Annotated in this window: 17 protein-coding genes; 12 read left to right on the top strand and 5 right to left on the bottom strand. The window is 41.4% G+C overall.

The genetic code is table 11. The features are described 5' to 3' along the window. Position 1 precedes the first annotated feature (1 nt). From bamB to PPBDW_RS12360, 4 genes are all read left to right on the top strand, one after another. The gene (gene bamB, locus PPBDW_RS12375) at positions 2–1,165 is read left to right on the top strand and encodes an outer membrane protein assembly factor BamB (RefSeq protein ID WP_036795828.1); all 1,164 of its coding nucleotides are present in this window, start codon (positions 2–4) and stop codon (positions 1,163–1,165) included. 176 nt (positions 1,166–1,341) lie between these two features. Continuing rightward, complete coding sequence (gene der / locus PPBDW_RS12370; protein WP_036795827.1) at positions 1,342–2,847, top strand: ribosome biogenesis GTPase Der; 1,506 nt, start codon at positions 1,342–1,344, stop codon at positions 2,845–2,847. Positions 2,848–2,921: 74 nt separating this feature from the next. Then, positions 2,922–3,830, top strand: a complete 909-nt coding sequence (locus tag PPBDW_RS12365; protein WP_243423013.1) for an alanyl-tRNA editing protein — start codon at positions 2,922–2,924, stop codon at positions 3,828–3,830. A 441-nt stretch (positions 3,831–4,271) separates the two neighbouring features. Continuing rightward, positions 4,272–4,502, top strand: a complete 231-nt coding sequence (locus tag PPBDW_RS12360) for a zinc ribbon domain-containing protein (RefSeq protein ID WP_036795826.1) — start codon at positions 4,272–4,274, stop codon at positions 4,500–4,502. A 70-nt stretch (positions 4,503–4,572) separates the two neighbouring features. Here PPBDW_RS12360 and xseA read toward each other — a convergent pair whose 3' ends face one another. Continuing rightward, positions 4,573–5,925, bottom strand: a complete 1,353-nt coding sequence (gene xseA, locus PPBDW_RS12355; RefSeq protein ID WP_036795825.1) for an exodeoxyribonuclease VII large subunit — start codon at positions 5,923–5,925, stop codon at positions 4,573–4,575. Positions 5,926–6,198: 273 nt separating this feature from the next. Here xseA and guaB point away from each other — a divergent pair, with 273 nt between their 5' ends. From guaB to PPBDW_RS12340, 3 genes are all read left to right on the top strand, one after another. Continuing rightward, positions 6,199–7,662, top strand: coding sequence for an IMP dehydrogenase (guaB, locus tag PPBDW_RS12350; RefSeq protein ID WP_036795823.1), 1,464 nt, complete (start codon positions 6,199–6,201; stop codon positions 7,660–7,662). Positions 7,663–7,775: 113 nt separating this feature from the next. Continuing rightward, on the top strand, positions 7,776–9,359 hold the full coding sequence (gene guaA, locus PPBDW_RS12345) for a glutamine-hydrolyzing GMP synthase (protein WP_036795821.1): 1,584 nt from the start codon (positions 7,776–7,778) through the stop codon (positions 9,357–9,359). A gap of 345 nt (positions 9,360–9,704) precedes the next feature. Beyond that, positions 9,705–11,264 carry an AbgT family transporter gene (locus tag PPBDW_RS12340; protein ID WP_036795820.1) on the top strand — a complete coding sequence of 520 codons (1,560 nt, stop codon included), beginning with the start codon at positions 9,705–9,707 and terminating at the stop codon, positions 11,262–11,264. A gap of 142 nt (positions 11,265–11,406) precedes the next feature. Here the strand turns inward: PPBDW_RS12340 and fghA are convergent, their stop codons facing one another. Beyond that, positions 11,407–12,255 (bottom strand): S-formylglutathione hydrolase, encoded by an 849-nt coding sequence (gene fghA / locus PPBDW_RS12335; protein WP_036795819.1) that lies wholly within the window; start codon positions 12,253–12,255, stop codon positions 11,407–11,409. A gap of 90 nt (positions 12,256–12,345) precedes the next feature. Continuing rightward, positions 12,346–13,476, bottom strand: a complete 1,131-nt coding sequence (locus tag PPBDW_RS12330; protein ID WP_036795818.1) for an S-(hydroxymethyl)glutathione dehydrogenase/class III alcohol dehydrogenase — start codon at positions 13,474–13,476, stop codon at positions 12,346–12,348. A 226-nt stretch (positions 13,477–13,702) separates the two neighbouring features. On the opposite strand from PPBDW_RS12330, the gene PPBDW_RS12325 reads away from it, so the two are divergent. Both PPBDW_RS12325 and tadA read left to right on the top strand, forming a co-directional pair. Beyond that, positions 13,703–14,593: a LysR substrate-binding domain-containing protein gene (locus tag PPBDW_RS12325; RefSeq protein ID WP_036795816.1), complete on the top strand. Its 891-nt coding sequence runs from the start codon at positions 13,703–13,705 to the stop codon at positions 14,591–14,593. Positions 14,594–14,606: 13 nt separating this feature from the next. Further along, the gene (gene tadA / locus PPBDW_RS12320) at positions 14,607–15,140 is read left to right on the top strand and encodes a tRNA adenosine(34) deaminase TadA (protein WP_054262073.1); all 534 of its coding nucleotides are present in this window, start codon (positions 14,607–14,609) and stop codon (positions 15,138–15,140) included. 71 nt (positions 15,141–15,211) lie between these two features. Here tadA and PPBDW_RS12315 read toward each other — a convergent pair whose 3' ends face one another. Further along, the gene (locus tag PPBDW_RS12315; RefSeq protein WP_181316357.1) at positions 15,212–15,373 is read right to left on the bottom strand and encodes a hypothetical protein; all 162 of its coding nucleotides are present in this window, start codon (positions 15,371–15,373) and stop codon (positions 15,212–15,214) included. A gap of 274 nt (positions 15,374–15,647) precedes the next feature. After that, positions 15,648–17,138, bottom strand: coding sequence for a membrane-bound lytic murein transglycosylase MltF (gene mltF, locus PPBDW_RS12310; protein WP_413771881.1), 1,491 nt, complete (start codon positions 17,136–17,138; stop codon positions 15,648–15,650). A gap of 392 nt (positions 17,139–17,530) precedes the next feature. On the opposite strand from mltF, the gene purL reads away from it, so the two are divergent. The 3 genes from purL (at position 17,531) to glnB (ending at position 22,480) form a co-directional block, all read left to right on the top strand. Further along, entirely contained in the window at positions 17,531–21,448 is a 3,918-nt protein-coding gene (gene purL, locus PPBDW_RS12305; RefSeq protein ID WP_036795814.1) for a phosphoribosylformylglycinamidine synthase, read from the top strand. Between the two features lie 189 nt (positions 21,449–21,637). Further along, a complete protein-coding gene (locus PPBDW_RS12300; RefSeq protein WP_036795813.1) occupies positions 21,638–22,042 on the top strand; it encodes a hypothetical protein in 405 nt (134 codons plus the stop codon). 99 nt (positions 22,043–22,141) lie between these two features. Next, positions 22,142–22,480, top strand: a complete 339-nt coding sequence (gene glnB, locus PPBDW_RS12295; RefSeq protein WP_036795812.1) for a nitrogen regulatory protein P-II — start codon at positions 22,142–22,144, stop codon at positions 22,478–22,480. Position 22,481 lies beyond the last annotated feature (1 nt).

Here is a 22,481-nt window from a genome sequence, read left to right as displayed (position 1 = left end):
GATGCATAAGGTGTTAAAACGAGCTTTAGCCGTAGCAGTTGCTGTGAGCGTATTATCTGGTTGTGCCAGTGAAGTCGATTCTATTCATATGGCACCATTGCCAAAAGTCGATAATACCTTCACCCCTAAAACAGATTGGAGTCATGACGTTGGTAACGGCGTTTCTGGCTACTATTCAAAACTGACCCCAGTTGTTGGTCAGGGTAAAGTTTTTGTTGCTGATCGTAATGGTTTGGTTGAAGCTTTAGATCCTAGTAACGGTAAAGTGTTATGGGAAAACGACTTAGAAAAAGATACCCCGGTTAAAATTTCTGGAGGCTTGGTATTAGCTGAAGGAAAGATCTTTATGGGCACCGAAAATGCGGATGTTATCGCATTAGATGCCGAAACAGGTAAAGAAGTTTGGCGGGCTAAAGTTGCTGGTGAAGTGTTATCAAAACCATTAGTAGATAACGGTATTGTGGTTGTTAATACTAGTAGCGGTGTGCTTCAGGCACTTAATGCTGATACTGGTAAAAGCAAATGGCAAATCAGTAATGAGATTCCAACCCTAACATTACGCGGTACTAGTTCTCCGGTTGCGATTGCTGGTGGTGTTTTCTGGGGGCTATCAAATGGCCGTTTAGAAGGTGCTATTTTGGATAATGGCCGTGTGTTATGGCAGCAAACTATTTCAACCCCTAAAGGTTCAACTGAAATTGATCGTTTAGTGGATGTAGATGCTGCACCAGTAATTGCTGGCGATCGTTTATACTCTATCGGCTATAATGGTTCATTAGTATCGATTGATCTTCGTAGCGGTCAAATTGCGTGGAAACGTAATTATTCATCAGCAACAAATTTTGTGGTTGATGGCAACGAGTTGTTCTTGGTAACTGCGAAAGATCATATCGTTGCAGTTGATGCGCGTAGTGGTACTGAACTATGGCAAAATAAAGATCTTCAATATCGTCAACTGAGTGCGCCAGCTGTTATTGATGGTTATTTAGTGATGGGTGATGCTGAAGGGTATCTCCATTGGTTAGATACTCAATCAGGTGAATTTGTTTCACAAGAATCGATTGATGGTAGCGGTATTGCGGTGCCACCAGTTGCGCTAGATGATAATGGTTTTATTGTTGTTACCCGTGATGGTGAAATCAACAAAATGCAAATATCGAAATAAGTCGGTATACTGTCGCTAGATTAATTTGTCGGCTCCAGCTGTCTTATGCAGTTGGAGCCGTTGTTGTTATATCCGTTGTGTATATTATTGTCGGATGAAGATAAGTAAATATGCTTATTTGAGGCAAGAATGAACGGTAAAATGTCAATTATGACTATGAAAAGTAAGAGGTAATTATGATTCCTGTTGTTGCCCTTGTCGGGCGCCCAAACGTGGGTAAATCGACGTTGTTTAATCGTCTTACTCGCACGAGGGATGCACTAGTTGCAGACTTTCCTGGTTTAACTAGGGATCGTAAATACGGTAGAGCTGAGTTAGAAGAGCACGAATTTATTGTTATTGATACCGGTGGTATTGATGGCACAGAGGAAGGTGTTGAAACTAAAATGGCTGAACAGTCATTGGCGGCTATCGAAGAAGCAGACGTAGTACTGTTTTTGGTTGATGGTCGTGCGGGATTAACATCGGCTGATGAAGCAATTGCAAAACACCTGCGTAGCCGTGAAAAGCCAACATTTTTAGTGGTTAACAAAGTTGATGGTATTGATCCTGATACTGCGTGTGCTGAATTCTGGCGTTTAGGTGTTGATGCGATGTTCCAAATTGCAGCAACCCAAAACCGTGGCGTGACAGCACTAATGGAACGCGCGTTAGCCCCATTCTCTGATAAATTGAATGCAGAGTTAGCCGCTGAAAATGGCGAAGACGGTGAATTTACTCTTGAAGATTTAACCTCAGTTGCAGATATCGAGAAAGCAAACCTTTCTGAAGAAGATGCTGAAGCTGCGTATAAACGTCTACAAGAGCAACCAATTAAGATGGCTATTATTGGTCGTCCTAATGTGGGTAAATCAACGCTAACTAACCGTATTCTCGGTGAAGAACGTGTTGTTGTTTACGATATGCCGGGAACAACACGTGACTCTATCTATATTCCAATGGAACGTGATGGTCAAGAATACGTATTGATTGATACTGCTGGTGTTCGTCGTCGTAAGAATATGAGCATGGCGGTTGAGAAGTTTTCTGTTATCCAAACATTGAAAGCTATCGAAGATGCTAACGTCGTATTGTTAGTCATTGATGCGCGTGAAAACATTTCAGATCAGGACTTAAGCCTACTTGGTTTTGTACTGAACTCTGGTCGCTCATTAGTAATTGCAATTAATAAGTGGGATGGTTTAGATAACGACGTTAAAGAGCGTGTTAAATCTGAACTTGATCGTCGTCTTGGTTTTGTTGACTTTGCGCGTATTCACTTTATTTCTGCATTACACGGCACCGGTGTTGGTCACTTATATGAATCAGTTATTGAAGCTTATAAGTCAGCGACTAAGCGTATTAGTACATCATTGCTAACGCGTATTATGCAAATGGCACAAGATGATCACCAGCCACCAATGATCCGTGGCCGTCGTGTGAAACTTAAATATGCTCATGCTGGTGGTTATAACCCACCGATTATTGTTATTCACGGTAACCAAGTTAATGACCTTCCTGGTTCTTACAAACGTTACCTGATGAACTACTACCGTAAGTCATTAGAAATGATGGGTACACCTATTCGAATTCAATTCCAGAATAGCGAAAACCCATTTGAAACGACAAAGCAAAAGTTGACGGTTTCTCAAGAGCGTCAACGTAAGCGCTTAACCAGTGCTTTACACGACCGTAAAAAGTAATTTTAACGATTGTGTGTTGTTTTTAGATGTGAAAGCCCAGCCATAGTGTTGGGCTTTTTTATAAGGAAAATACCATGTCTGCTGTTACTGCAACGATTGCTATGCCTACGATTATTACACCAACCACAGTACTTTTTACTCAAAATAAGTGGCAAATAAACACCACTATTGTATGTGCTGTTGCTGCTGAAAAAAGTGGTACCTGGGTGGTGGTAGAGCAAACCCCTTTTCATCCTGTGAGCCATATTTGGCCAGATCACCCAGCAGATCATGGTGAATTAATCTATCAAGCAGTATCTTATGCTGTGATCGAGTGTGTTGTTGGTGCGATAGAAATAGCGACCCAACAATTATATATCGGGAACGATATCCCTGTTAAACGAGATACCGAAGGTTGGGCATTTGTCGTTGTACATTATATAGCATCAGCGCTGACTATTAGCGCTGGTGCAGAGATAACATTGGTGGTTGATAAAGCTTACCAGCAAGGTTTAAGTCGTGGTCACAGCGGCGGCCATTTATCATCATTGGCATTAAATAAAGTGCTTCATAGTGATTTTTGGCGTAAAGATCCCAGTCGACGCGATGAGTTAAACCATTATGATTTTCATAGCTACGCTCAAGAAAAGAGTATCGTCACTGAAAACTGTAGTACCGATCACTACCGTTTAGGTAAGACATTACGTAAACGAGGCTTAAACAGTGCTGAAATGGTTGCTGCTCTAGCGCAAATAACCTTACAGATTAATCAGCAATTAGCACAATGGATCCAGCTATCAACCCCGATAGTCATGCGTTGTGAGGGTGATAGTTTGACTGACTCGCGCTATTGGCAGTGTGATTTAGGTACTGAAGGCATAGTTGAAATTCCTTGCGGTGGAACCCATGCCAGTTCATTAGCTGAATATAAAATGTTAACGGTTAAATTTGAGGTTATCTCTGATCAAGAGCTAATAATGATCACAACTGCCGTACCCGCTTAAGAGATTGTTAGTTATTATTTAAAATCGTCTGCGGACGATTTTTTTTGCTCTAAATGATAGATATTTATCGAAGTATCTGAAATTTTATGGCTCTAGATCGTATTTATTGTGATTTATTAAATACTGTTATTTGTGTTTTTATATGGAAAGTACAGTTTTTTATGCCATTTAAAATCCATATACAGAATATGTAACTTATGCTTTCGGGATGCGTATTGATAAATATTCTTTTACTACCTGATCGCTGATCGTGGTTAATAAACACGATGATCACCCATAAGGGTAATGATCATCGAGAGGATCATGTGTGTAGTATCGTAGTGAATTAATTAAAACTAGCAGCTGGTCAGCAGCGACTATTTATTGGGTTGTTTTAATTTTAGTGGCATCTAACTCAATAATTTTGCATGCTAGAGTAAATTCATTTAGGAGTTAAATAGCGTGAGTGAAAATATTTGTCCGCAATGTGAGAGTGAATTGAGTTGGAAAGATCAGGGATATTTTTGTGATTATTGCCAACAAAAAGTGACTAAAACGGCATTTTGTCCTGATTGTTCTGAGCAATTAGAGAAGCTGCAAGCCTGTGGTTCAGCAAGTTATTTTTGTAACCACTGCAATGAATTAAAATCAAAGTCTCGTGTTAAAACTGTATTTAATGTTGTTGCTGATTAAGGCTGTAACGATGATATATGCCGCAATAACAGTTACTATTGCGGCATAAGAGATGAGTGGTTATTAATAATTAGTGGTTATTGACTGTGGTATAAATTTTACCGTCAGTAACGGTTGTAATCAGTTGATCTCCCGCTTTAACTTGATCGCAATGGCGAATGACATTGCCTTTATCATCACGGGTAATTGAATAACCACGGCTAAGGGTCGCCAGTGGACTTACTGTATCTAATTTCTCAGCCGCCAAGGCTAATTTATGGTTAGCATTAAGTAAGTGACGATCCATGGCATCTAATAAACGTCGTTTGGCATTGTTCAGCGCTGTGTTATCGTGTTGAAGGCGCTGCTGTGGCGAATAAAGTGATAGCTTATATTGATTTTGAGTAATACGTTGTTGTTGTATTTGAATCTTTTTTAGCATTATCTGCTGTAACTTACGGCTTATATCATCTAAATGTTGTTGTTGTTGATTTAAGCGTAGTTGCGGATGTTGGCGATCTAAACGATGATTTAATTGACTAATATGCTGCTTTTGCTTCGATAAATAAAACTGAATAGCATGCTGTAATTGCTGTTGTTTATGCTTGATCTTATCCGTTTGACTACTGTTATCTCGGCTGATTAATTCTGCTGCGGCTGATGGTGTAGGGGCACGCATATCGGCAACGAAATCGGCAATAGTAACATCAACTTCATGGCCGACCGCACTCACTATTGGGATTTGGCTAGCGGCAATAGTACGAGCAACGATCTCTTCGTTAAATGCCCATAAATCTTCTAATGAGCCACCACCACGGCCAACGATTAAAATATCACATTCTTGGCGCGCATTAGCACGTCCAATCGCTTGAGCAATAGATATCGCAGCACCATCACCTTGAACCATGGTGGGATAAATAACCACGGCTAAACTTGGATCGCGACGTTTTAATACCTGCAAAATATCGTGTAGGGCAGCACCGGTTTTTGAGGTAATAATACCGACACGCTGCGGCTGTTGCGGTAATGGTTTCTTCAATGATTGTGCAAACAAGCCTTCTGCGGCAAGGGTCATTTTTAGCTGTTCAAACTGCTGTTGTAGGCGTCCATCGCCTTCAGGCTGCATGCTTTCAATGATCAGTTGATAGTCGCCACGAGGTTCGTAAATAGATAAACGTGCTTTGACTAATACTTGATTACCATTGCCCGGTTTAAAGCTTACATGGCGATTAGTGCCTTTGAACATCGCGCATTTTACTTGGGCTCGAGAGTCTTTAAGGGTGAAGTACCAGTGGCCAGAGACTGGCATTGAAAAATTCGACAATTCACCAACAAGCCAAACAATCCCCATTTCATTTTCAAGGATCAGACGGACTTGGGCATTGAGACTGGAAACGGTGTAGATACGATCGTTGGATTGGCTTTGAGAAGCGAATAGAGTCACGAAGTGAAGTACCTGCTAACGAATGGGTGGCGGCAGGCGGTCAGAAAACTATCAAATAGAACGAAAAACGCCTAGGCAGATCAATGGACAGATCTTGGCCGTATTTCGTCGACCGCATCACCGGATAGTTAACCGAAATATACTACTCAGCAAATGTTTTTTGTCAATAAAAAAAATAAAAATAATGATAGCCAAACGATTGCTTCATACGTATAATCCGTTCGCAATATTTTAATCTTCTTTGTAAACCTTTAAATTGGTGTGAGATATTGCATGTTACGAATTAAAAAAGAAGCGTTGACGTTTGATGATGTATTATTAGTTCCTGCTCATTCTACAGTCCTACCTAACACTGCCGATCTGCGCACCCGCCTCACGAAAGAGATTGCTCTTAACATTCCTATGCTATCAGCATCTATGGACACCGTGACTGAAGGTCGCCTAGCCATTGCCCTTGCTCAAGAGGGCGGCATTGGTTTTATCCACAAGAATATGTCTATCGAACAACAAGCGGCTGAAGTTCGCATGGTTAAAAAGTTCGAAGCTGGCGTTGTTGCAGAACCTGTTACTGTTAAACCTGATAACACTATTGCAGATGTTAAACGTTTAACCGAAGAAAATGGTTTTGCAGGTTACCCTGTGGTTACAGATAACAACGAATTGATCGGTATTATTACTGGTCGTGATGTACGTTTTGTTACCGACCTTTCAATTAAAGTTGAAGAAGTGATGACTTCTAAAGAGAAACTGGCTTCTGCTAAAGAAGGCGCATCTCGTGAAGAAGTTGAAGCTATCATGCAACAGTACCGTGTTGAAAAAGTATTGTTAGTCGATGATAACTTCCGTCTAAAAGGCATGATTACTGCGAAAGATTTCCAAAAAGCTGAGCGTAAGCCTAATGCTTGTAAAGATGAGCGCGGCAGTTTACGTGTTGGCGCTGCTGTCGGTGCTGGCGGTGGTAATGAAGAGCGTGTTGCTGCATTAGTTGAAGCAGGCGTTGACGTATTACTTATTGATTCATCTCATGGTCATTCTGAAGGTGTTTTACAACGTATTCGTGAAACTCGTGCTTCTTTCCCTAATCTTCCAATTGTTGGTGGTAACGTTGCAACAGCAGAAGGTGCACGTGCACTGATTGAAGCAGGCGTAAGCGCTGTTAAAGTTGGTATCGGCCCTGGTTCAATTTGTACTACTCGTATTGTTACAGGTGTGGGTGTTCCACAAATCACTGCTATTTCAGAAGCAGCATCAGTTGCTGATCAATACGGTATTCCTGTCATTGCTGATGGTGGTATTCGTTACTCTGGCGATTTATGTAAAGCGATTGCTGCAGGTGCATCATGCGTGATGGTTGGCTCAATGTTCGCGGGTACTGAAGAAGCACCTGGTGAAGTTGAATTATACCAAGGTCGTTCATATAAATCATACCGTGGCATGGGCTCATTAGGTGCAATGTCAAAAGGTTCTTCTGACCGTTACTTCCAATCAGATAACGCTGCAGACAAGTTAGTGCCTGAAGGTATTGAAGGTCGTGTTGCTTACAAAGGTTTGATGAAAGAAATCGTGCATCAGCAAATGGGTGGTTTACGCTCAAGTATGGGTCTAACTGGCTCTGCAACGATTGAAGATTTACGTACTAAAGCGGAATTTGTACGTATTTCTGGTGCAGGCATGAAAGAATCTCATGTGCATGATGTAACGATCACAAAAGAAGCACCTAACTACCGTATGGGTTAATTGTTAGGCAGTCAGTAGTCTTTCGACGAAAACGATTGCCTAAGTTGCGAAGTTAGATAAAATCGGGGCTAGATATAGCCCCCAATACATTCAATTTTTGAGATAGCTCTATAATGACCACTACCGCAAATATTCATGATCAACGAATTCTTATTTTGGATTTTGGCTCACAATACACTCAGTTAATTGCTCGTCGTATCCGTGAAATCGGCGTTTACTGTGAGCTTTGGAGCTGGGATGTTGATGAAGCTGATATCCGTGATTTCAATCCAAACGGTATTATTCTTTCTGGTGGTCCTGAAAGTGTAACTGAAGCGGGTTCTCCTCGCGCACCACAGTATGTATTTGAAGCGGGTGTTCCTGTATTTGGTGTATGTTACGGCATGCAGACCATGGCAGAACAACTAGGTGGTAAAGTTGCAGGTTCTGATGAGCGTGAATTTGGTTATGCGCAAGTTAAGATTGTTGAGCAAACTGCTTTCTTAAAAGATATTCAAGATGCAGTTGCTGCTGATGGTACACCATTACTTGATGTGTGGATGAGCCATGGTGATAAAGTAGTAGAAATCCCAGCTGATTTTATTAAAGTTGCTGAAACAGATACCTGCCCATTTGCAGCAATGGCAAATGAAGAGAAGCATTTCTACGGGGTGCAATTCCACCCAGAAGTAACCCATACTCGCCAAGGTATGAAGTTAATTGAAAACTTCGTGATGAATGTGTGTGGCTGTGAAAAGCTATGGACATCAGCCAATATTATTGAAGATGCGATTGCACGTATCAAAGAGCAAGTGGGTGAGGATGAAGTTATCCTTGGCCTATCTGGTGGTGTTGATTCATCAGTAGTTGCAATGCTTATCCACCGTGCGATTGGCGATAAACTAACATGTGTATTTGTTGATAATGGCTTGCTTCGTCTTAACGAAGGTCAGCAAGTAATGGACATGTTCGGTGATAAATTTGGTTTAAACATCGTCCACGTTAAAGCAGAAGATCGTTTCTTAAATGCATTGGCTGGTGTTGATGAGCCTGAAGCGAAACGCAAGATCATTGGTCATGTGTTTGTTGATATCTTTGATGAAGAATCAAAGAAATTAACCAATGCTAAATGGCTAGCGCAGGGTACGATTTACCCTGATGTGATTGAATCGGCAGCATCTAAAACAGGTAAAGCACATGTGATTAAATCACACCATAACGTTGGCGGTTTGCCTGATGATATGGAAATGGGCTTAGTTGAGCCATTACGTGAGTTATTTAAAGATGAAGTACGTAAGATTGGTTTAGAACTTGGTTTACCTTACAACATGCTTTTCCGCCACCCATTCCCTGGGCCTGGTTTAGGTGTACGTGTTTTAGGTGAAGTGAAGAAAGAGTACTGTGATTTGCTACGTCGTGCTGATGCTATTTTCATTGAAGAATTGCATAACGCTGATCTTTACAACAAAGTATCACAAGCCTTTACAGTATTCTTACCTGTACGTTCAGTGGGTGTGATGGGTGATGGTCGTAAATATGATTGGGTTGTGTCGCTACGTGCGGTAGAAACTATCGACTTTATGACAGCTCATTGGGCACATTTGCCATACGATTTCTTAGGTAAAGTATCTAACCGTATTATCAATGAAGTAAATGGTATTTCACGTGTGGTTTACGATATTTCAGGCAAGCCTCCTGCAACTATTGAGTGGGAATAATTCCCAATTTACTTGCAATAATTGAATAATAAAAAGCACCTACGGGTGCTTTTTTTATGGCTGTCATTTGGAGTAAGCAAAGCGATATAGTTCTCGCTTATGGAGTATTGTTAATGGCTTGTTCGATTTATGTTTTTTGTAAGTGTCGTATTAATGATTGGTTACAATATGTTGTGGTAGGTAAGTGCTATAAGTAGGTCTATAACACTGTTTGTTGTGGTAATTTCATTACAATCGTTCAGCGAATATTCAGATTGAAATCGAGCGAAAAAACACAATGAGATCGACTACATGTAAGTAGATCCGCACTGCAAACATAACAGCATAAGAAGGACATGGACTACCATGAACGAAAAAACACTTAAGCAAGCACCGCCTCCATCTACAAGTGCGATGGACAAATTTTTAAATGGTATTGAGCGCGCAGGTAATAAAATTCCTGATCCTGCTTTACTGTTCTTTTGGGGTTTAGTAACCGTTTGGGTTTTGTCTGCGGTGCTATCACAGTTTGATTTTGGTCTTGTGCATCCAGTAACTAAAGACGTAGTTCAAGTCAATAACTTGTTAACTGGCGATGCCATCGCGAGCTTTTTGGCGAACATGGTGAAAAACTTCACTGGTTTTGCGCCATTAGGTATTGTATTGGTTGCGATGTTAGGTGTTGGTGTTGCTGAAGCTTCAGGCTTTATTAATACTGGCCTTAAAAAGATGCTAAATGTTACGCCAGCTAAACTACTTACACCAATGCTGATTTTAGTGGCGATTGTATCGCACACTGCTGCCGATGCAGGTTATGTATTAGTTATTCCACTTGGTGGTATTATCTTCCACGCTGCTGGCCGTCATCCTCTTGCCGGTATTGCAGCTGCGTTTGCAGGTGTTTCAGGTGGTTTCTCTGCTAACTTTATTCCTTCTGGTATCGACCCGTTATTAGCTGGCTTCACGCAAGAAGCTGCACGTATTATGGATCCTACTTATATTGTTAACCCGTTAGCGAACCTAATGTTCACTGGTTTATCATCATTTGTTATTGTCGGTATTGGTTGGTACATCACTGATAAAGTGATTGAGCCTCGCTTACAAAAAACAGCAATTGATGCCGATGCTGAAGAAGCACCTGACATGGGTTCTTTTACACCACTAGAAAGTAAAGCGTTCTCATACGCTGGTTGGACTATGCTAGCGGGTATTGCACTACTAGTTGCTGCTGTATGGCCTGAAACATCGCCATTACGTTCACCAACGGGTGAAGTTGCTGCCTTTAATGCGCCTGTAATGCAATCTATCGTGCCATTGATTTTCATCCTGTTCGTTATTCCAGGTATTATCTACGGTAAAGTAGCAGGTACTTTTAAGCAAAGCAGTGATGTGATTAAAGCAATGTCGACCACAATGGCTGGTATGGCTGGCTTTATGGTAATGGTATTCTTTATTGCACAGTTCTTGGTAGCGTTCACGCAATCAAACTTAGGTACGCTATTAGCACTTTCTGGTGCACAGTTATTACAAGAAATGAATCTACCGGGTCAAGTGACCATCGTTGGTATGATTTTACTAACGGCAAGTGTTAACTTGTTAGTAGGTTCAGCATCAGCTAAGTGGGCATTGATTGGTCCTATCATGGTACCAATGTTAATGGCTGTAGGTATCTCTCCTGAATTAACTCAAGCGGCTTACCGCGTAGGTGACTCAGTATCTAACATTATTTCACCAATGATGGTGTTCTTCCCGTTAGTGGTAGTTTACATGCAGCGTTATGTTAAGAGTTCAGGTATTGGTACATTAGCGTCAATGATGATGCCGTACTCAATTGCAATGCTAGTTGGCTGGACTGTGTTCCTATTAGTATTCTGGACACTAGGTATTCCGCTAGGTGTTCAAGCGCCTTACACTTACAGCATGTAATGATTAGATTTTAATAACGGTAGTTAGCATTAATAAATAGTTATCGTTAACGAATAAAAGCCTCGACCAGTATGACTGTTCGAGGCTTTTTTGTGTTTTATTAATCCCTGTCTGCAAAGAGGAGTTTAATAAAAATCAGTGATTATTTATTGAAGTTTTCAACGTGGAAACGAAGGTGATCGTCAATAAATGATGCCATAAAGTAGTAGCTGTGGTCATAGCCATCTTGCATACGAACTTCTAGTGGATAGTCATTTGCTTCTGCTGCTGCAACAAGTGTTTCAGTGCGAAGTTGGCCATCGTTGTAGAAATTATCGTGGGTGCCTTGATCTACTAGCATTGGTAGTTTGATTTCAGCGATACGCATCAATTCACTTGAATCGTATTGCTTCCAATTCTTAGTATTGCTACCTAAATAACCAGTGAAGGCTTTTTGACCCCAAGCACTATTCATTGGATTAGTAATAGGGCTAAATGCTGATGCAGAGCTGTAACGCTCTGGATTACGTAGTGCAATCATTAATGCGCCATGTCCACCCATAGAGTGGCCAGTAATTGCACGTTGCTCTGTCACTGGGAAGTGGGCTTCAATTAATGTTGGTAATTCATTTACAATGTAATCATACATTTGGTAATGACGGTTCCACGGTGCTTCTGTGGCATTAACATAGAAACCAGCACCAAGGCCAAAGTCATAAGCGCCTTGAGGATCGTCGGCAACGCCGTCACCACGTGGGCTAGTATCTGGAGCAACAATAGCAACACCTAACTCGGCTGCCATACGTTGAGCACCTGCTTTTTGCATAAAGTTTTCATCAGTACAAGTTAAGCCTGATAACCAGTAAATAACGGGTACTTTTTTTCCTGCTGCACATTGTGGTGGCAAGTAAATAGCAAAACGCATATCACAATTTAGGACTTCTGAGCGGTGAGTATATTGCTTATGCCAGCCGCCAGCACTTTTATTACAGCTAATATTTTCTAATGGCATTGGATTTGATCTCTTGTTAAATCTGCGCAGAGTGTAAGTGCTCTGCGCATTTTTTATGGCGTTATTATAGAAAGCTTATGTATATCAAGCTTACTTATCGAAGTGAATAACCGTACGGATACTCTTACCTTCGTGTAATAGGTCGAATGACTTGTTGATGTCGTCTAGGCCCATGTTAAATGAGATGAAGTCATCAAGCTTGAATTCACCTGCCATGTAACGGTCAACGATACCAGGAAGCTCTGAACGGCCTTTAACGCCACCGAATGCAGAACCACGCCATACACGACCAGTCACAAGTTGGAATGGACGGGTAGAGATCTCTTGGCCAGCGCCAGCAACACCGATGATAACTGATTCGCCCCAACCTTTGTGACAACACTCAAGTGCTGAACGCATAACGTTAACGTTACCGATACACTCAAAAGAGTAGTCTACGCCGCCATCAGTTAATTCAACAATCACTTCTTGAATTGGCTTATCGTAGTTCATTGGGTTGATGCATTCAGTTGCACCTAGTTTACGTGCTAGGTCAAACTTACTTTCGTTGATATCAATTGCAATAATACGGCTTGCTTTAGCCATAGTACCACCAATGATTGCTGCAAGACCGATACCGCCAAGACCAAAGACTGCGATAGTGTCGCCTTCTTGCACTTTAGCTGTGTTAAGTACTGCGCCCATACCGGTTGTTACACCACAACCTAATAGACATACTTCTTCAAGCGGTGCTTCTTTGCTAATTTTAGCTAAAGAAATTTCTGGTAGTACAGTGTACTCAGAGAAAGTAGAACAGCCCATGTAATGGAAGATTGGCTGACCGTCTTTGTAGAAACGGGTCGTGCCGTCTGGCATTAGGCCTTTACCTTGAGTTTCACGTATTGCCTGACAAAGGTTCGTTTTACCAGATAGGCAGTATTTACACTTGCCACACTCAGCGGTGTAAAGTGGGATAACATGATCGCCAACTTCAACACTTGTAACGCCTTCACCAACCATTTCAACGATACCGCCACCTTCGTGACCAAGGATCGCAGGGAAGATACCTTCTGGATCGTCACCTGATAATGTGAATGCATCAGTGTGACATACGCCAGTTGCAACGATGCGAACTAATACTTCGCCAGCACGAGGTAACATGACATCAATTTCTTCAACAGAAAGTGGTTGTTTTGGGCCCCATGCGATTGCAGCTTTTGATTTGATAAATTTGTCAGTCATAATCTTCACTCTAATTGTATTTATTTCTACTTCATCAAAAGTAGATGAGAATTGGGTGGAAAGGGAAAAGTAATTATTTTCTTGCCCCGTTTCGATGGTTGCTATTGTATTTGTTTCTCGAATAATGATAATTACCTAAAAGTGCAAATTACTTTTACATATGTGTAATAATCATCAATGTAATGGTCATTATGACGTTCGATCTCGTTATCAATAGGTATCTAAGATGTTTTTATGGGAAGGTGTTACAGAGTTTGTTGCTGTAGCAGAAACAGAAAGTTTTACCGCAGCGTCAAAGCGACTCGGTATTTCTACTGCGCAAGTGAGTCGTCAGGTGAGTGCGTTAGAAAATCGACTTAACACCAAATTATTCTATCGCACTACGCGTAAGGTTTCATTAACTGAAGAAGGTAATGTCTATTACCAACATTGTCGTCAAGTGTTAGATGGTCTTGAAGATGCTGAACGAGCGATCAGTAATTTACGTGGTAAACCGCAAGGGCTGATAAAATTAACAGCACCAGTAACTTATGGCGAAAAGTACATTATGCCATTAGTTAATGATTTTATGTTGCAGTACCCTGAAGTGGAAGTGACAATTGATATGACTAACCGCCAAGTAGATTTGGTGGAAGGCAGTTTTGATCTAGCGATCCGTTTAGGGCGTTTAACCAGTTCATCAATGATGGCTAAGCGTTTGACGAGCCGCACTATGTACGTGTGTGCTTCGCCTGAATATTTACAGAAATTTGGTATTCCACATTCATTATCTGAATTACGCCAACATAATTGCTTGATTGGTAATTATGATCACTGGCGGTTCCAAGAATCAGGTAAAGAAAAAAGCATTCGTGTTAGCGGTACTCTCAATTGTAATAGTGGTTATGGCTTGCGAGATGCGGTTCTTAAAGGTATCGGCTTAGCGCAATTACCCGATTATTATATTGATAAAGATTTAGAGTCTGGTGCGATAGTGCCTATTTTGACTAATTATCAAGAACCTGATGAAGGTATCTGGGCGCTTTATCCACATAACCGCCATTTATCACCTAAAGTGAGAATGTTAGTTGATTATCTCGCTGAGCAATTGCCCCATGTTAGTCATTACGATTTGTAAGTATCGATAACAGATGTCAAATAAAATACTAGAAACTGTATCTATAACAGCAACAGATGATGCTTTTATGCGTAGAGCAATGGAATTAGCAGCTTTAGCTGAGGCTGAAGGTGAGGTGCCTGTTGGCGCAGTGATCGTTCATGATGGGGTGATTATTGGTGAAGGTTGGAACCGTTCTATTGGTCATCATGATGCTACTGCACATGCAGAAATGATGGCATTACGTCAAGCTGGGCAAACATTACAAAACTATCGTCTAATTGATACCACCTTGTATGTGACTTTAGAACCTTGTCCTATGTGTGCTGGTGCGATGGTGCATAGCCGAATTGGCAAAGTAGTATTTGGTGCGCATGATGCTAAAACTGGCGCTGCTGGTAGTACCATGAATTTGCTTAGTTACGAGGGGGTTAATCATCATGTTCAGTATCAAGGTGATGTACTTGCTGCTGAATGTCGCGCGCAGTTACAAGCTTTTTTTAAGCGTCGTCGCGCAGAGAAAAAAGCCGCAAAGATAGCAGTAAGACAACAGCAAGATGATGTTTGAGGTTGGGTAGTACTAAATAAAATAAGCTCGGCAGTTATTTATTGTTATATAAATTATTCCGAGCTTGTTGTTTAGTGCGTTGAGCAAGAGTGTTCTGTGGTCGACGTTAGAATGCAGCTACGTTGACGCCAGAGAATTTTTTTACGGATATTACTGCTTAGGCGTTTACGGCGCGTTGCTGCTGAGGTAATACGTTTCGCGATATGCTGAGTTTTTGATTTGGTTAATTTCATGGATCCATCCATTGAGTCGATATCACAGTGAAACAATCAACCAGCGGATAAACATCGCTGTCACTGTGAATCATGCCATTATCTAATGTCGTCAGTTCAATTATGCACAGAGGTGCGCATATTGATAGTGATCTTTATTAGTTAATAATCAAAGGTTGATCAAGCTCCCACTACTAGCAAAAGTAGATGATTATTCTAAGCAATGCGGCCTAAGCCGCAGAGTTTACGTCATGAGATCGAAGCGCCTTGCTTTAAGAACCTATTTTATAATCGTTTACGGTGTAGCATTCGTTTTTAGCGTTACCGTCGCTGGTGTTAGCGATGTTTGCGGAAGGCTAATGGTTTGCAGACCATCAATAATTTTTAAATTTTCATTTTCAAATTTACGACTATGGGTGCGTTCATAGCCAATAATACTTTGGTAATAACGGCGGATCCCTTCAACATAATTTAAGGCTTCATCACCTCGAGCATAACCGTAACGAGATTGAGTGTAATATTTACGTTGTCCCAATAACGGTAGTCGCTGTTTCACATCGACCCAAGTGTTAGGGTTGCCCCCTTGAGCTTTAGTGAGTCGACGCGCGTCCATTAAATGGCCAAAACCGACATTATAAGAGGCGAGTGCAAACCATACTTTTTCATGTTCCTCAACACTATCAGGCACGCGGGCGATCATTTTACGTAAATATTCACTGCCTCCACGAATGCTTTGTTCTGGGTCTAAACGATTGGTGACGCCTACTGATTCTGCTGTCGGTAAGGTTAGCATCATCATGCCTCGTACGCCGGTTGGTGACACCGCTTGGGGATTCCAATGTGATTCTTGATAAGATAGTGCCGCTAACAAACGCCAATCAAAACCATTGGCATACTGTTTAAATAAGGCTTCCCATTGTGGCAAAGTATTATTAACCGCCCGCAAAAAAGCCCGCGTATCAACATAATCAAATTGATCAATATGGCCAAAATATTTTTCTTCCAGTTGAGCAATCGTACCGTTTTGCTTCATCTGTCCAAAAAATTCGATCATTAGAGCATATAAACTATCGTTACTACTTTGTTTAACAAACCAGCTTACGGGTTCATCTTGAGTTAATTCAAGCGCGACGGCGATATCTGGATGAATGCGTTGTAGTAATGCCACATCAACAGAGTCAGCAACGGTATAATCTAACTCGCCTTTAACGACTTTAATTAACAGATCGTTAATGTCTGATTCTGGAATCGATTGCCATTTTAAGCTTGGATGACTTTTACGAATAATATTTAGCTGTTGTTCATAACTAGATTCACTTACGACGGCCAGACGACCGTTATTTTTCGCGAGTTCAGCTAAGCTTCGTGGACGACGTTGGCCTTTTTTATACACCACAATCTGACTGGCATAATAATAAGCTGGAGCGGGATGAAACCCTTGGAGGCGGTCGGGAGTTACCGCGAGTCCTGCGGCAATAATATCAATATCACCACGTTCTAATGCTGGGAATAATTCTGATAAGGTAAACATTGCGGTTATTTCAAGTTTAACCCCAAGCTTTTTTGCAAAGGCTTGTGCTAGCTCATAATCCAATCCTGTTGGACCTTCCGCGCCAATATAGTAGGACAGTTGGTTATTTAAGGTCCCTACCCGTAATACGCCACTCTCCCTAATCTTTTCAAGGCTGGTGGGTTTGTTTTCTTGCCATTGGCAGCCGCTGGTAAGCATGACTAATAACAGAATGCTTATAAAGCGGCGTAGTAGAGTGAAGGATTGAATATTTATCAACTAGGCAGACCTACAGTAAAAATTAACGTCTACTTATATCAAACCCTGTTAATTGCGCAAAGTTGAACGACTAAGTTGATGGGGATAATTTAGAGATTGGAAGAGATAAGTGAATATTAAGTGATTTAATGGTTAAAAAATGACCCAAAAATAACGGTGGTGAGTATTTTTTTGATGTTTTTATAAGGATTGAAAAAAAAACACGCAAACGGTTGCGTCAGGTGTTACGTCACAAAAAAAATTCCATTATACTAGGTGCTCGTGAACAGTCGCGTAATAGTGAAGCAGTGCATTGTAATGTACTAGGTGCTATTGAGGTAAGTTTCTATGGCTGTGGAACTTAGGTCAATATCACTTTTTTTAACCTGCTAATCGAGAGACCTTTGCACATGGAAATTTTGCGTGGTTCACCCGCTTTGTCTGAGTTTCGCGTTAATAAGCTACTTGAGCGTTGTCATGAGTTAGATATGCCAATTACTAGTATTTATGCTGAGTTTACGCATTTTGCTGATGTGGCGGCAACGTTAACGGTTGATGAACAAGCTAAGCTAACAAGTCTACTCACATACGGCCCAACGATTGCAGAGCACGAGCCTAAAGGCTTATTGCTACTTGTTACTCCTCGCCCTGGTACTATTTCTCCTTGGTCTTCAAAGTCGACCGACATTGCTCGCAATTGTGGTTTAACTTCCATTAAACGTCTTGAGCGCGGTACAGCATATTATGTTGAATCATCATCTGCGCTAACAATGTCACAATTGAGTGAGTTGAAAGCATTACTTCATGACCGCATGATGGAAGTGGTGCTGGATAATGTTGAGGCTGCGGCAGCGTTATTTATTCAAGCTCAACCAGCAGCGGTTAAAAGCGTTGATATTCTAGTGGGGGGGCGCCAAGCATTAGAGCAAGCGAACTTAACTTTAGGCCTCGCATTAGCTGAAGATGAAATCGACTACTTAGTTGAAAACTTCACTAAGTTAGGTCGTAATCCTAATGACATTGAATTAATGATGTTTGCTCAAGCGAATTCTGAGCATTGTCGGCACAAGATTTTTAATGCTGATTGGACCATTGATGGTGTCGATCAGCCAAAATCATTATTTAAAATGATTAAAAATACCTATGAGCACAACCATGAGCACGTATTGTCGGCTTATAAAGACAACGCCGCAGTAATGGAAGGTTCTCATGTTGGACGTTTTTTCCCCGATCCACAATCACGTCAATATACTTATCATCAAGAAGATACTCACATTTTGATGAAAGTTGAAACCCATAATCATCCTACTGCAATTTCACCGTGGCCAGGTGCGGCAACAGGTTCTGGTGGTGAAATTCGAGATGAAGGTGCAACCGGTATTGGCGGTAAACCTAAAGCTGGCTTGGTTGGCTTTACGGTGTCTAACTTACGTGTTCCTGGCTTTGAACAACCATGGGAAACTGATTTTGGTAAGCCTGATCGTATTGTGACCGCATTGGATATTATGCTTGAAGGTCCATTGGGTGGTGCGGCATTTAATAATGAATTTGGCCGCCCAAATTTGCTTGGTTATTTCCGTACTTATGAAGAAAAAGTCACTTCTCATGCTGGTGAAGAAGTACGTGGTTATCATAAACCAATCATGATTGCTGGTGGTATGGGTAATATTCGTGCCGATCATGTGCAGAAAAAAGAAATTCCTGTTGGCGCTAAGTTAATTGTACTTGGTGGTCCGGCAATGAACATTGGTCTTGGTGGTGGTGCTGCGTCATCGATGGCATCAGGACAATCAGCAGAAGATTTAGATTTTGCTTCAGTACAGCGTGAAAACCCAGAAATGGAGCGTCGTTGTCAGGAAGTGATTGATGGTTGTTGGCAAATGGGGGATGACAACCCGATTGCCTTTATTCACGATGTTGGCGCGGGTGGTATTTCTAACGCCTTACCTGAGTTAGTTAATGATGGTGAGCGTGGTGGTAAATTCCAGTTACGTGATGTGCCAAATGATGAACCAGGCATGAGCCCACTTGAGATTTGGTGTAATGAATCACAAGAGCGTTATGTATTAGCGATCGCACCTGAAAACATGGCAACATTTGATGCTATTTGTCAGCGTGAACGTGCTCCTTATGCGGTAGTGGGTGAAGCAACGGCTGAGCGTCATTTAACCCTTGAAGACAGCCATTTCGATAACACTCCAATTGATATGCCAATGGATATTTTATTGGGTAAAGCGCCGAAGATGCATCGTGATGCACAAACATTAACGGTTGTTGGACAGCCACTTGATCGCAGTGATATTACGATTGAGGCTGCTACTCAACGCGTATTACGTTTACCGGCTGTCGCTGAAAAAACGTTCTTGATCACTATTGGTGATCGTAGCGTGACAGGATTGGTCGCCCGCGATCAAATGGTCGGTCCTTGGCAGGTTCCTGTTGCGAACTGTGCAGTAACTGCGGCAAGTTATGATAGCTATCACGGCGAAGCGATGTCGATGGGTGAGCGTACGCCTGTTGCCTTACTTAATTTTGGTGCATCAGCTCGTTTAGCTGTCGGTGAAGCGATTACTAATATTGCAGCAACTGATATCGGTGATATGAAGCGGATAAATTTATCGGCTAACTGGATGTCACCTGCAGGTCACCCGGGTGAAGATGCTGGTTTGTATGAAGCAGTAAAAGCCATTGGTGAAGAGTTATGTCCTGCATTAGGGTTAACGATTCCAGTGGGTAAAGATTCAATGTCGATGAAGACAAAATGGCAGCAAGATGGTGAAGAAAAACAAGTTACATCACCATTATCGTTAGTTATTACTGCTTTTGGTCGCGTTGAAGATGTCCGTAAAACCGTTACTCCACAATTGCGTACCGATAAAGGTCAGTCAAGCTTACTGCTTATTGATCTAGGTTGTGGCCAAAATCGCCTTGGTGCAACGGCACTAGCACAAGTTTATAAGCAATTAGGTGATAAGCCTGCTGACGTTGATAGCCCTGTGTTATTAAAAGGCTTTTTCTATGCGATGCAGACCTTAGTCCGTGAGCAAAAACTATTGGCTTACCATGATCGTGGTGATGGTGGGTTATATGTCACCCTAGCTGAGATGGCATTTGCAGGTCACACTGGTATTGAAGTGGATATTAATACTACCGCAACTGATGAATGTGATGACGTGCTGGCAGCACTATTTAGTGAAGAACTTGGTGCTGTGATTCAGGTGCGTAGTGATGATGTTGAGGCTGTCCAAGCGGTATTAGCGGCTAATGGTTTGGAAGCATGCAGTCACATCATTGGCACAGTGATTGATGAAGATATCGTACGTATTTGGAATGGTAATGATTTAGTGCTTGAGCAGAACCGTACCGAATTACGTGCAATCTGGGCTGAAACCACTTACCAAATGCAAGCTATGCGTGATAATCCAGCGGGTGCATTGCAAGAGTTTGAAGCGAAGCAAGACAGCCAAGATCCGGGGTTAAACACCAAGCTAACATTTGATATTAACGATGATGTTGCTGCACCGTTTATTGCTCCAGCGATTAACTTTGGTGCGAAGCCACAAATGGCTATCTTACGTGAGCAAGGAGTTAACTCCCACGTTGAAATGGCAGCCGCGTTTGATCGTGCCGGCTTTGAAGCTAAAGATGTTCATATGAGTGATATTCTTAGCGGTAAGGTACACTTAGATGGCTTTAATGGTTTAGTTGCTTGTGGTGGCTTCTCATATGGTGATGTATTAGGTGCAGGTGAAGGTTGGGCAAAATCAGTATTGTTTAACAATATTGCCCGTGACCAGTTTGCAGCATTTTTTAATCGTCCAGATACGTTGGCATTAGGTGTGTGTAATGGTTGTCAGATGATGTCTAACCTACACGAGTTAATTCCAGGCGCTGATTTATGGCCACGTTTTGTGCGTAATGAGTCTGAGCGTTTTGAAGCGCGTTTTAGCTTAGTTGAAGTACAAAAGAGTGATTCTTTGTTCTTTAATGAAATGGCGGGTTCTAGAATGCCAATTGCAGTTTCTCACGGTGAAGGGCGAGTTGAAGTACGTAATGCTGCTCACCTTACTGCGATTGAGCAATCTGGCACGATTGCGCTTCGTTACCTTGATAACTATGGTAACGTAACTCAAAATTATCCAGCGAACCCGAACGGCTCACCCAACGGTATTACTGGTTTAACGACCCAAGATGGGCGTGTCACTATCATGATGCCACATCCAGAGCGTGTATTCCGTACTGTCGCTAACTCTTGGCATCCAGATGATTGGAATGAAAATAGCCCATGGATGCGTATGTTCCGTAATGCACGGGTTAACTTTAGCTAACGTTGACGTTATCTAGCATTATAAAAGCTGCCATTGTTGGCAGCTTTTTTTATGTGGTAACTATGGCAATTATAAAATTAAGGATGAAGTTGACATTGATCACATTAACCTTGAAAAAACATTGGGATAATTAACGTAACCAATAAGTAAAAATGACCACAGTGTCGTTACAAGGATGAAACAATAATAATGGGATTGGATATTCCCAGCAGTTATCGCCTAATTGGTGCGACTAAATTACTTGCTGTAGTAGTGATTATTGGTCTAATTCAACATGTTGAGATGTTAATTCATGCATTAAGATTTGATTTGCTCGGTATGGTGCCAGTGATTGTCACGATATTGGTCTTGATTTCAGGTGTACTTGCCTGTATTGGATTATTTCTTGGTCAGAAATGGGGGTTTATTCCGCTCTATTTCTATATACCAGCAGTAACATTATTTCTGCAATTTAGTTTGATTCCTTTTATTCCTAATGTTTTTCCTGCTAAATATCATGATATTGCTATTATGGTGATCAATGGCTTGGTATTACTGTATTCAGTGTTGCTACTTTTGCGGCGCATGGAGACTAATTACATTCAAGACTATTAAATGTTATTAAATTACTGCATTGAATCTGTGATAATAACCTTAATTTAATCAAGTCGGTGATCTCGGTCCCGATCTTCTGCTCAGCAAAGGATGATGATAATGAAAAAAATTGAAGCCATTATTAAGCCATTTAAACTTGATGATGTTCGTGAGGCGTTAGCTGAAGTGGGTATCACAGGCATGACAGTGTCAGAAGTAAAAGGATTTGGTCGTCAAAAAGGCCATACTGAACTTTACCGTGGTGCAGAATACATGGTCGATTTTTTGCCTAAAGTTAAAATCGAAATTGTTGTAACAGATGAAGTTGCAGAGCAATGTATTGAAACGATTGTGGAAACTGCACAAACGGGCAAAATTGGTGATGGTAAAATCTTCATGTTTGATATTGAGCGTGTAGTACGTATTCGTACTGGCGAAGAAGATGAAGATGCTATTTAAA

Source organism: Photobacterium kishitanii, from assembly GCF_000613045.3.
Taxonomy (GTDB): Bacteria; Pseudomonadota; Gammaproteobacteria; order Enterobacterales; family Vibrionaceae; genus Photobacterium; species Photobacterium kishitanii.
Note: the sequence above shows the minus strand (reverse complement) of the source record. Positions and strands in the feature narration are given on the sequence as shown.

Excerpts from the sequence above, each read along its gene's own strand:
- PPBDW_RS12315 (WP_181316357.1), bottom strand. The coding sequence starts at position 15,373 with ATGAAATTAACCAAATCAAAAACTCAGCATATCGCGAAACGTATTACC.
- glnB (WP_036795812.1), top strand. The coding sequence starts at position 22,142 with ATGAAAAAAATTGAAGCCATTATTAAGCCATTTAAACTTGATGATGTT.
- tadA (WP_054262073.1), top strand. The coding sequence starts at position 14,607 with ATGTCAAATAAAATACTAGAAACTGTATCTATAACAGCAACAGATGAT.
- PPBDW_RS12340 (WP_036795820.1), top strand. The coding sequence starts at position 9,705 with ATGAACGAAAAAACACTTAAGCAAGCACCGCCTCCATCTACAAGTGCG.
- guaB (WP_036795823.1), top strand. The coding sequence starts at position 6,199 with ATGTTACGAATTAAAAAAGAAGCGTTGACGTTTGATGATGTATTATTA.
- purL (WP_036795814.1), top strand. The coding sequence starts at position 17,531 with ATGGAAATTTTGCGTGGTTCACCCGCTTTGTCTGAGTTTCGCGTTAAT.
- PPBDW_RS12330 (WP_036795818.1), bottom strand. The coding sequence starts at position 13,476 with ATGACTGACAAATTTATCAAATCAAAAGCTGCAATCGCATGGGGCCCA.
- fghA (WP_036795819.1), bottom strand. The coding sequence starts at position 12,255 with ATGCCATTAGAAAATATTAGCTGTAATAAAAGTGCTGGCGGCTGGCAT.
- PPBDW_RS12365 (WP_243423013.1), top strand. The coding sequence starts at position 2,922 with ATGTCTGCTGTTACTGCAACGATTGCTATGCCTACGATTATTACACCA.
- guaA (WP_036795821.1), top strand. The coding sequence starts at position 7,776 with ATGACCACTACCGCAAATATTCATGATCAACGAATTCTTATTTTGGAT.
- PPBDW_RS12325 (WP_036795816.1), top strand. The coding sequence starts at position 13,703 with ATGTTTTTATGGGAAGGTGTTACAGAGTTTGTTGCTGTAGCAGAAACA.
- PPBDW_RS12300 (WP_036795813.1), top strand. The coding sequence starts at position 21,638 with ATGGGATTGGATATTCCCAGCAGTTATCGCCTAATTGGTGCGACTAAA.
- bamB (WP_036795828.1), top strand. The coding sequence starts at position 2 with ATGCATAAGGTGTTAAAACGAGCTTTAGCCGTAGCAGTTGCTGTGAGC.
- der (WP_036795827.1), top strand. The coding sequence starts at position 1,342 with ATGATTCCTGTTGTTGCCCTTGTCGGGCGCCCAAACGTGGGTAAATCG.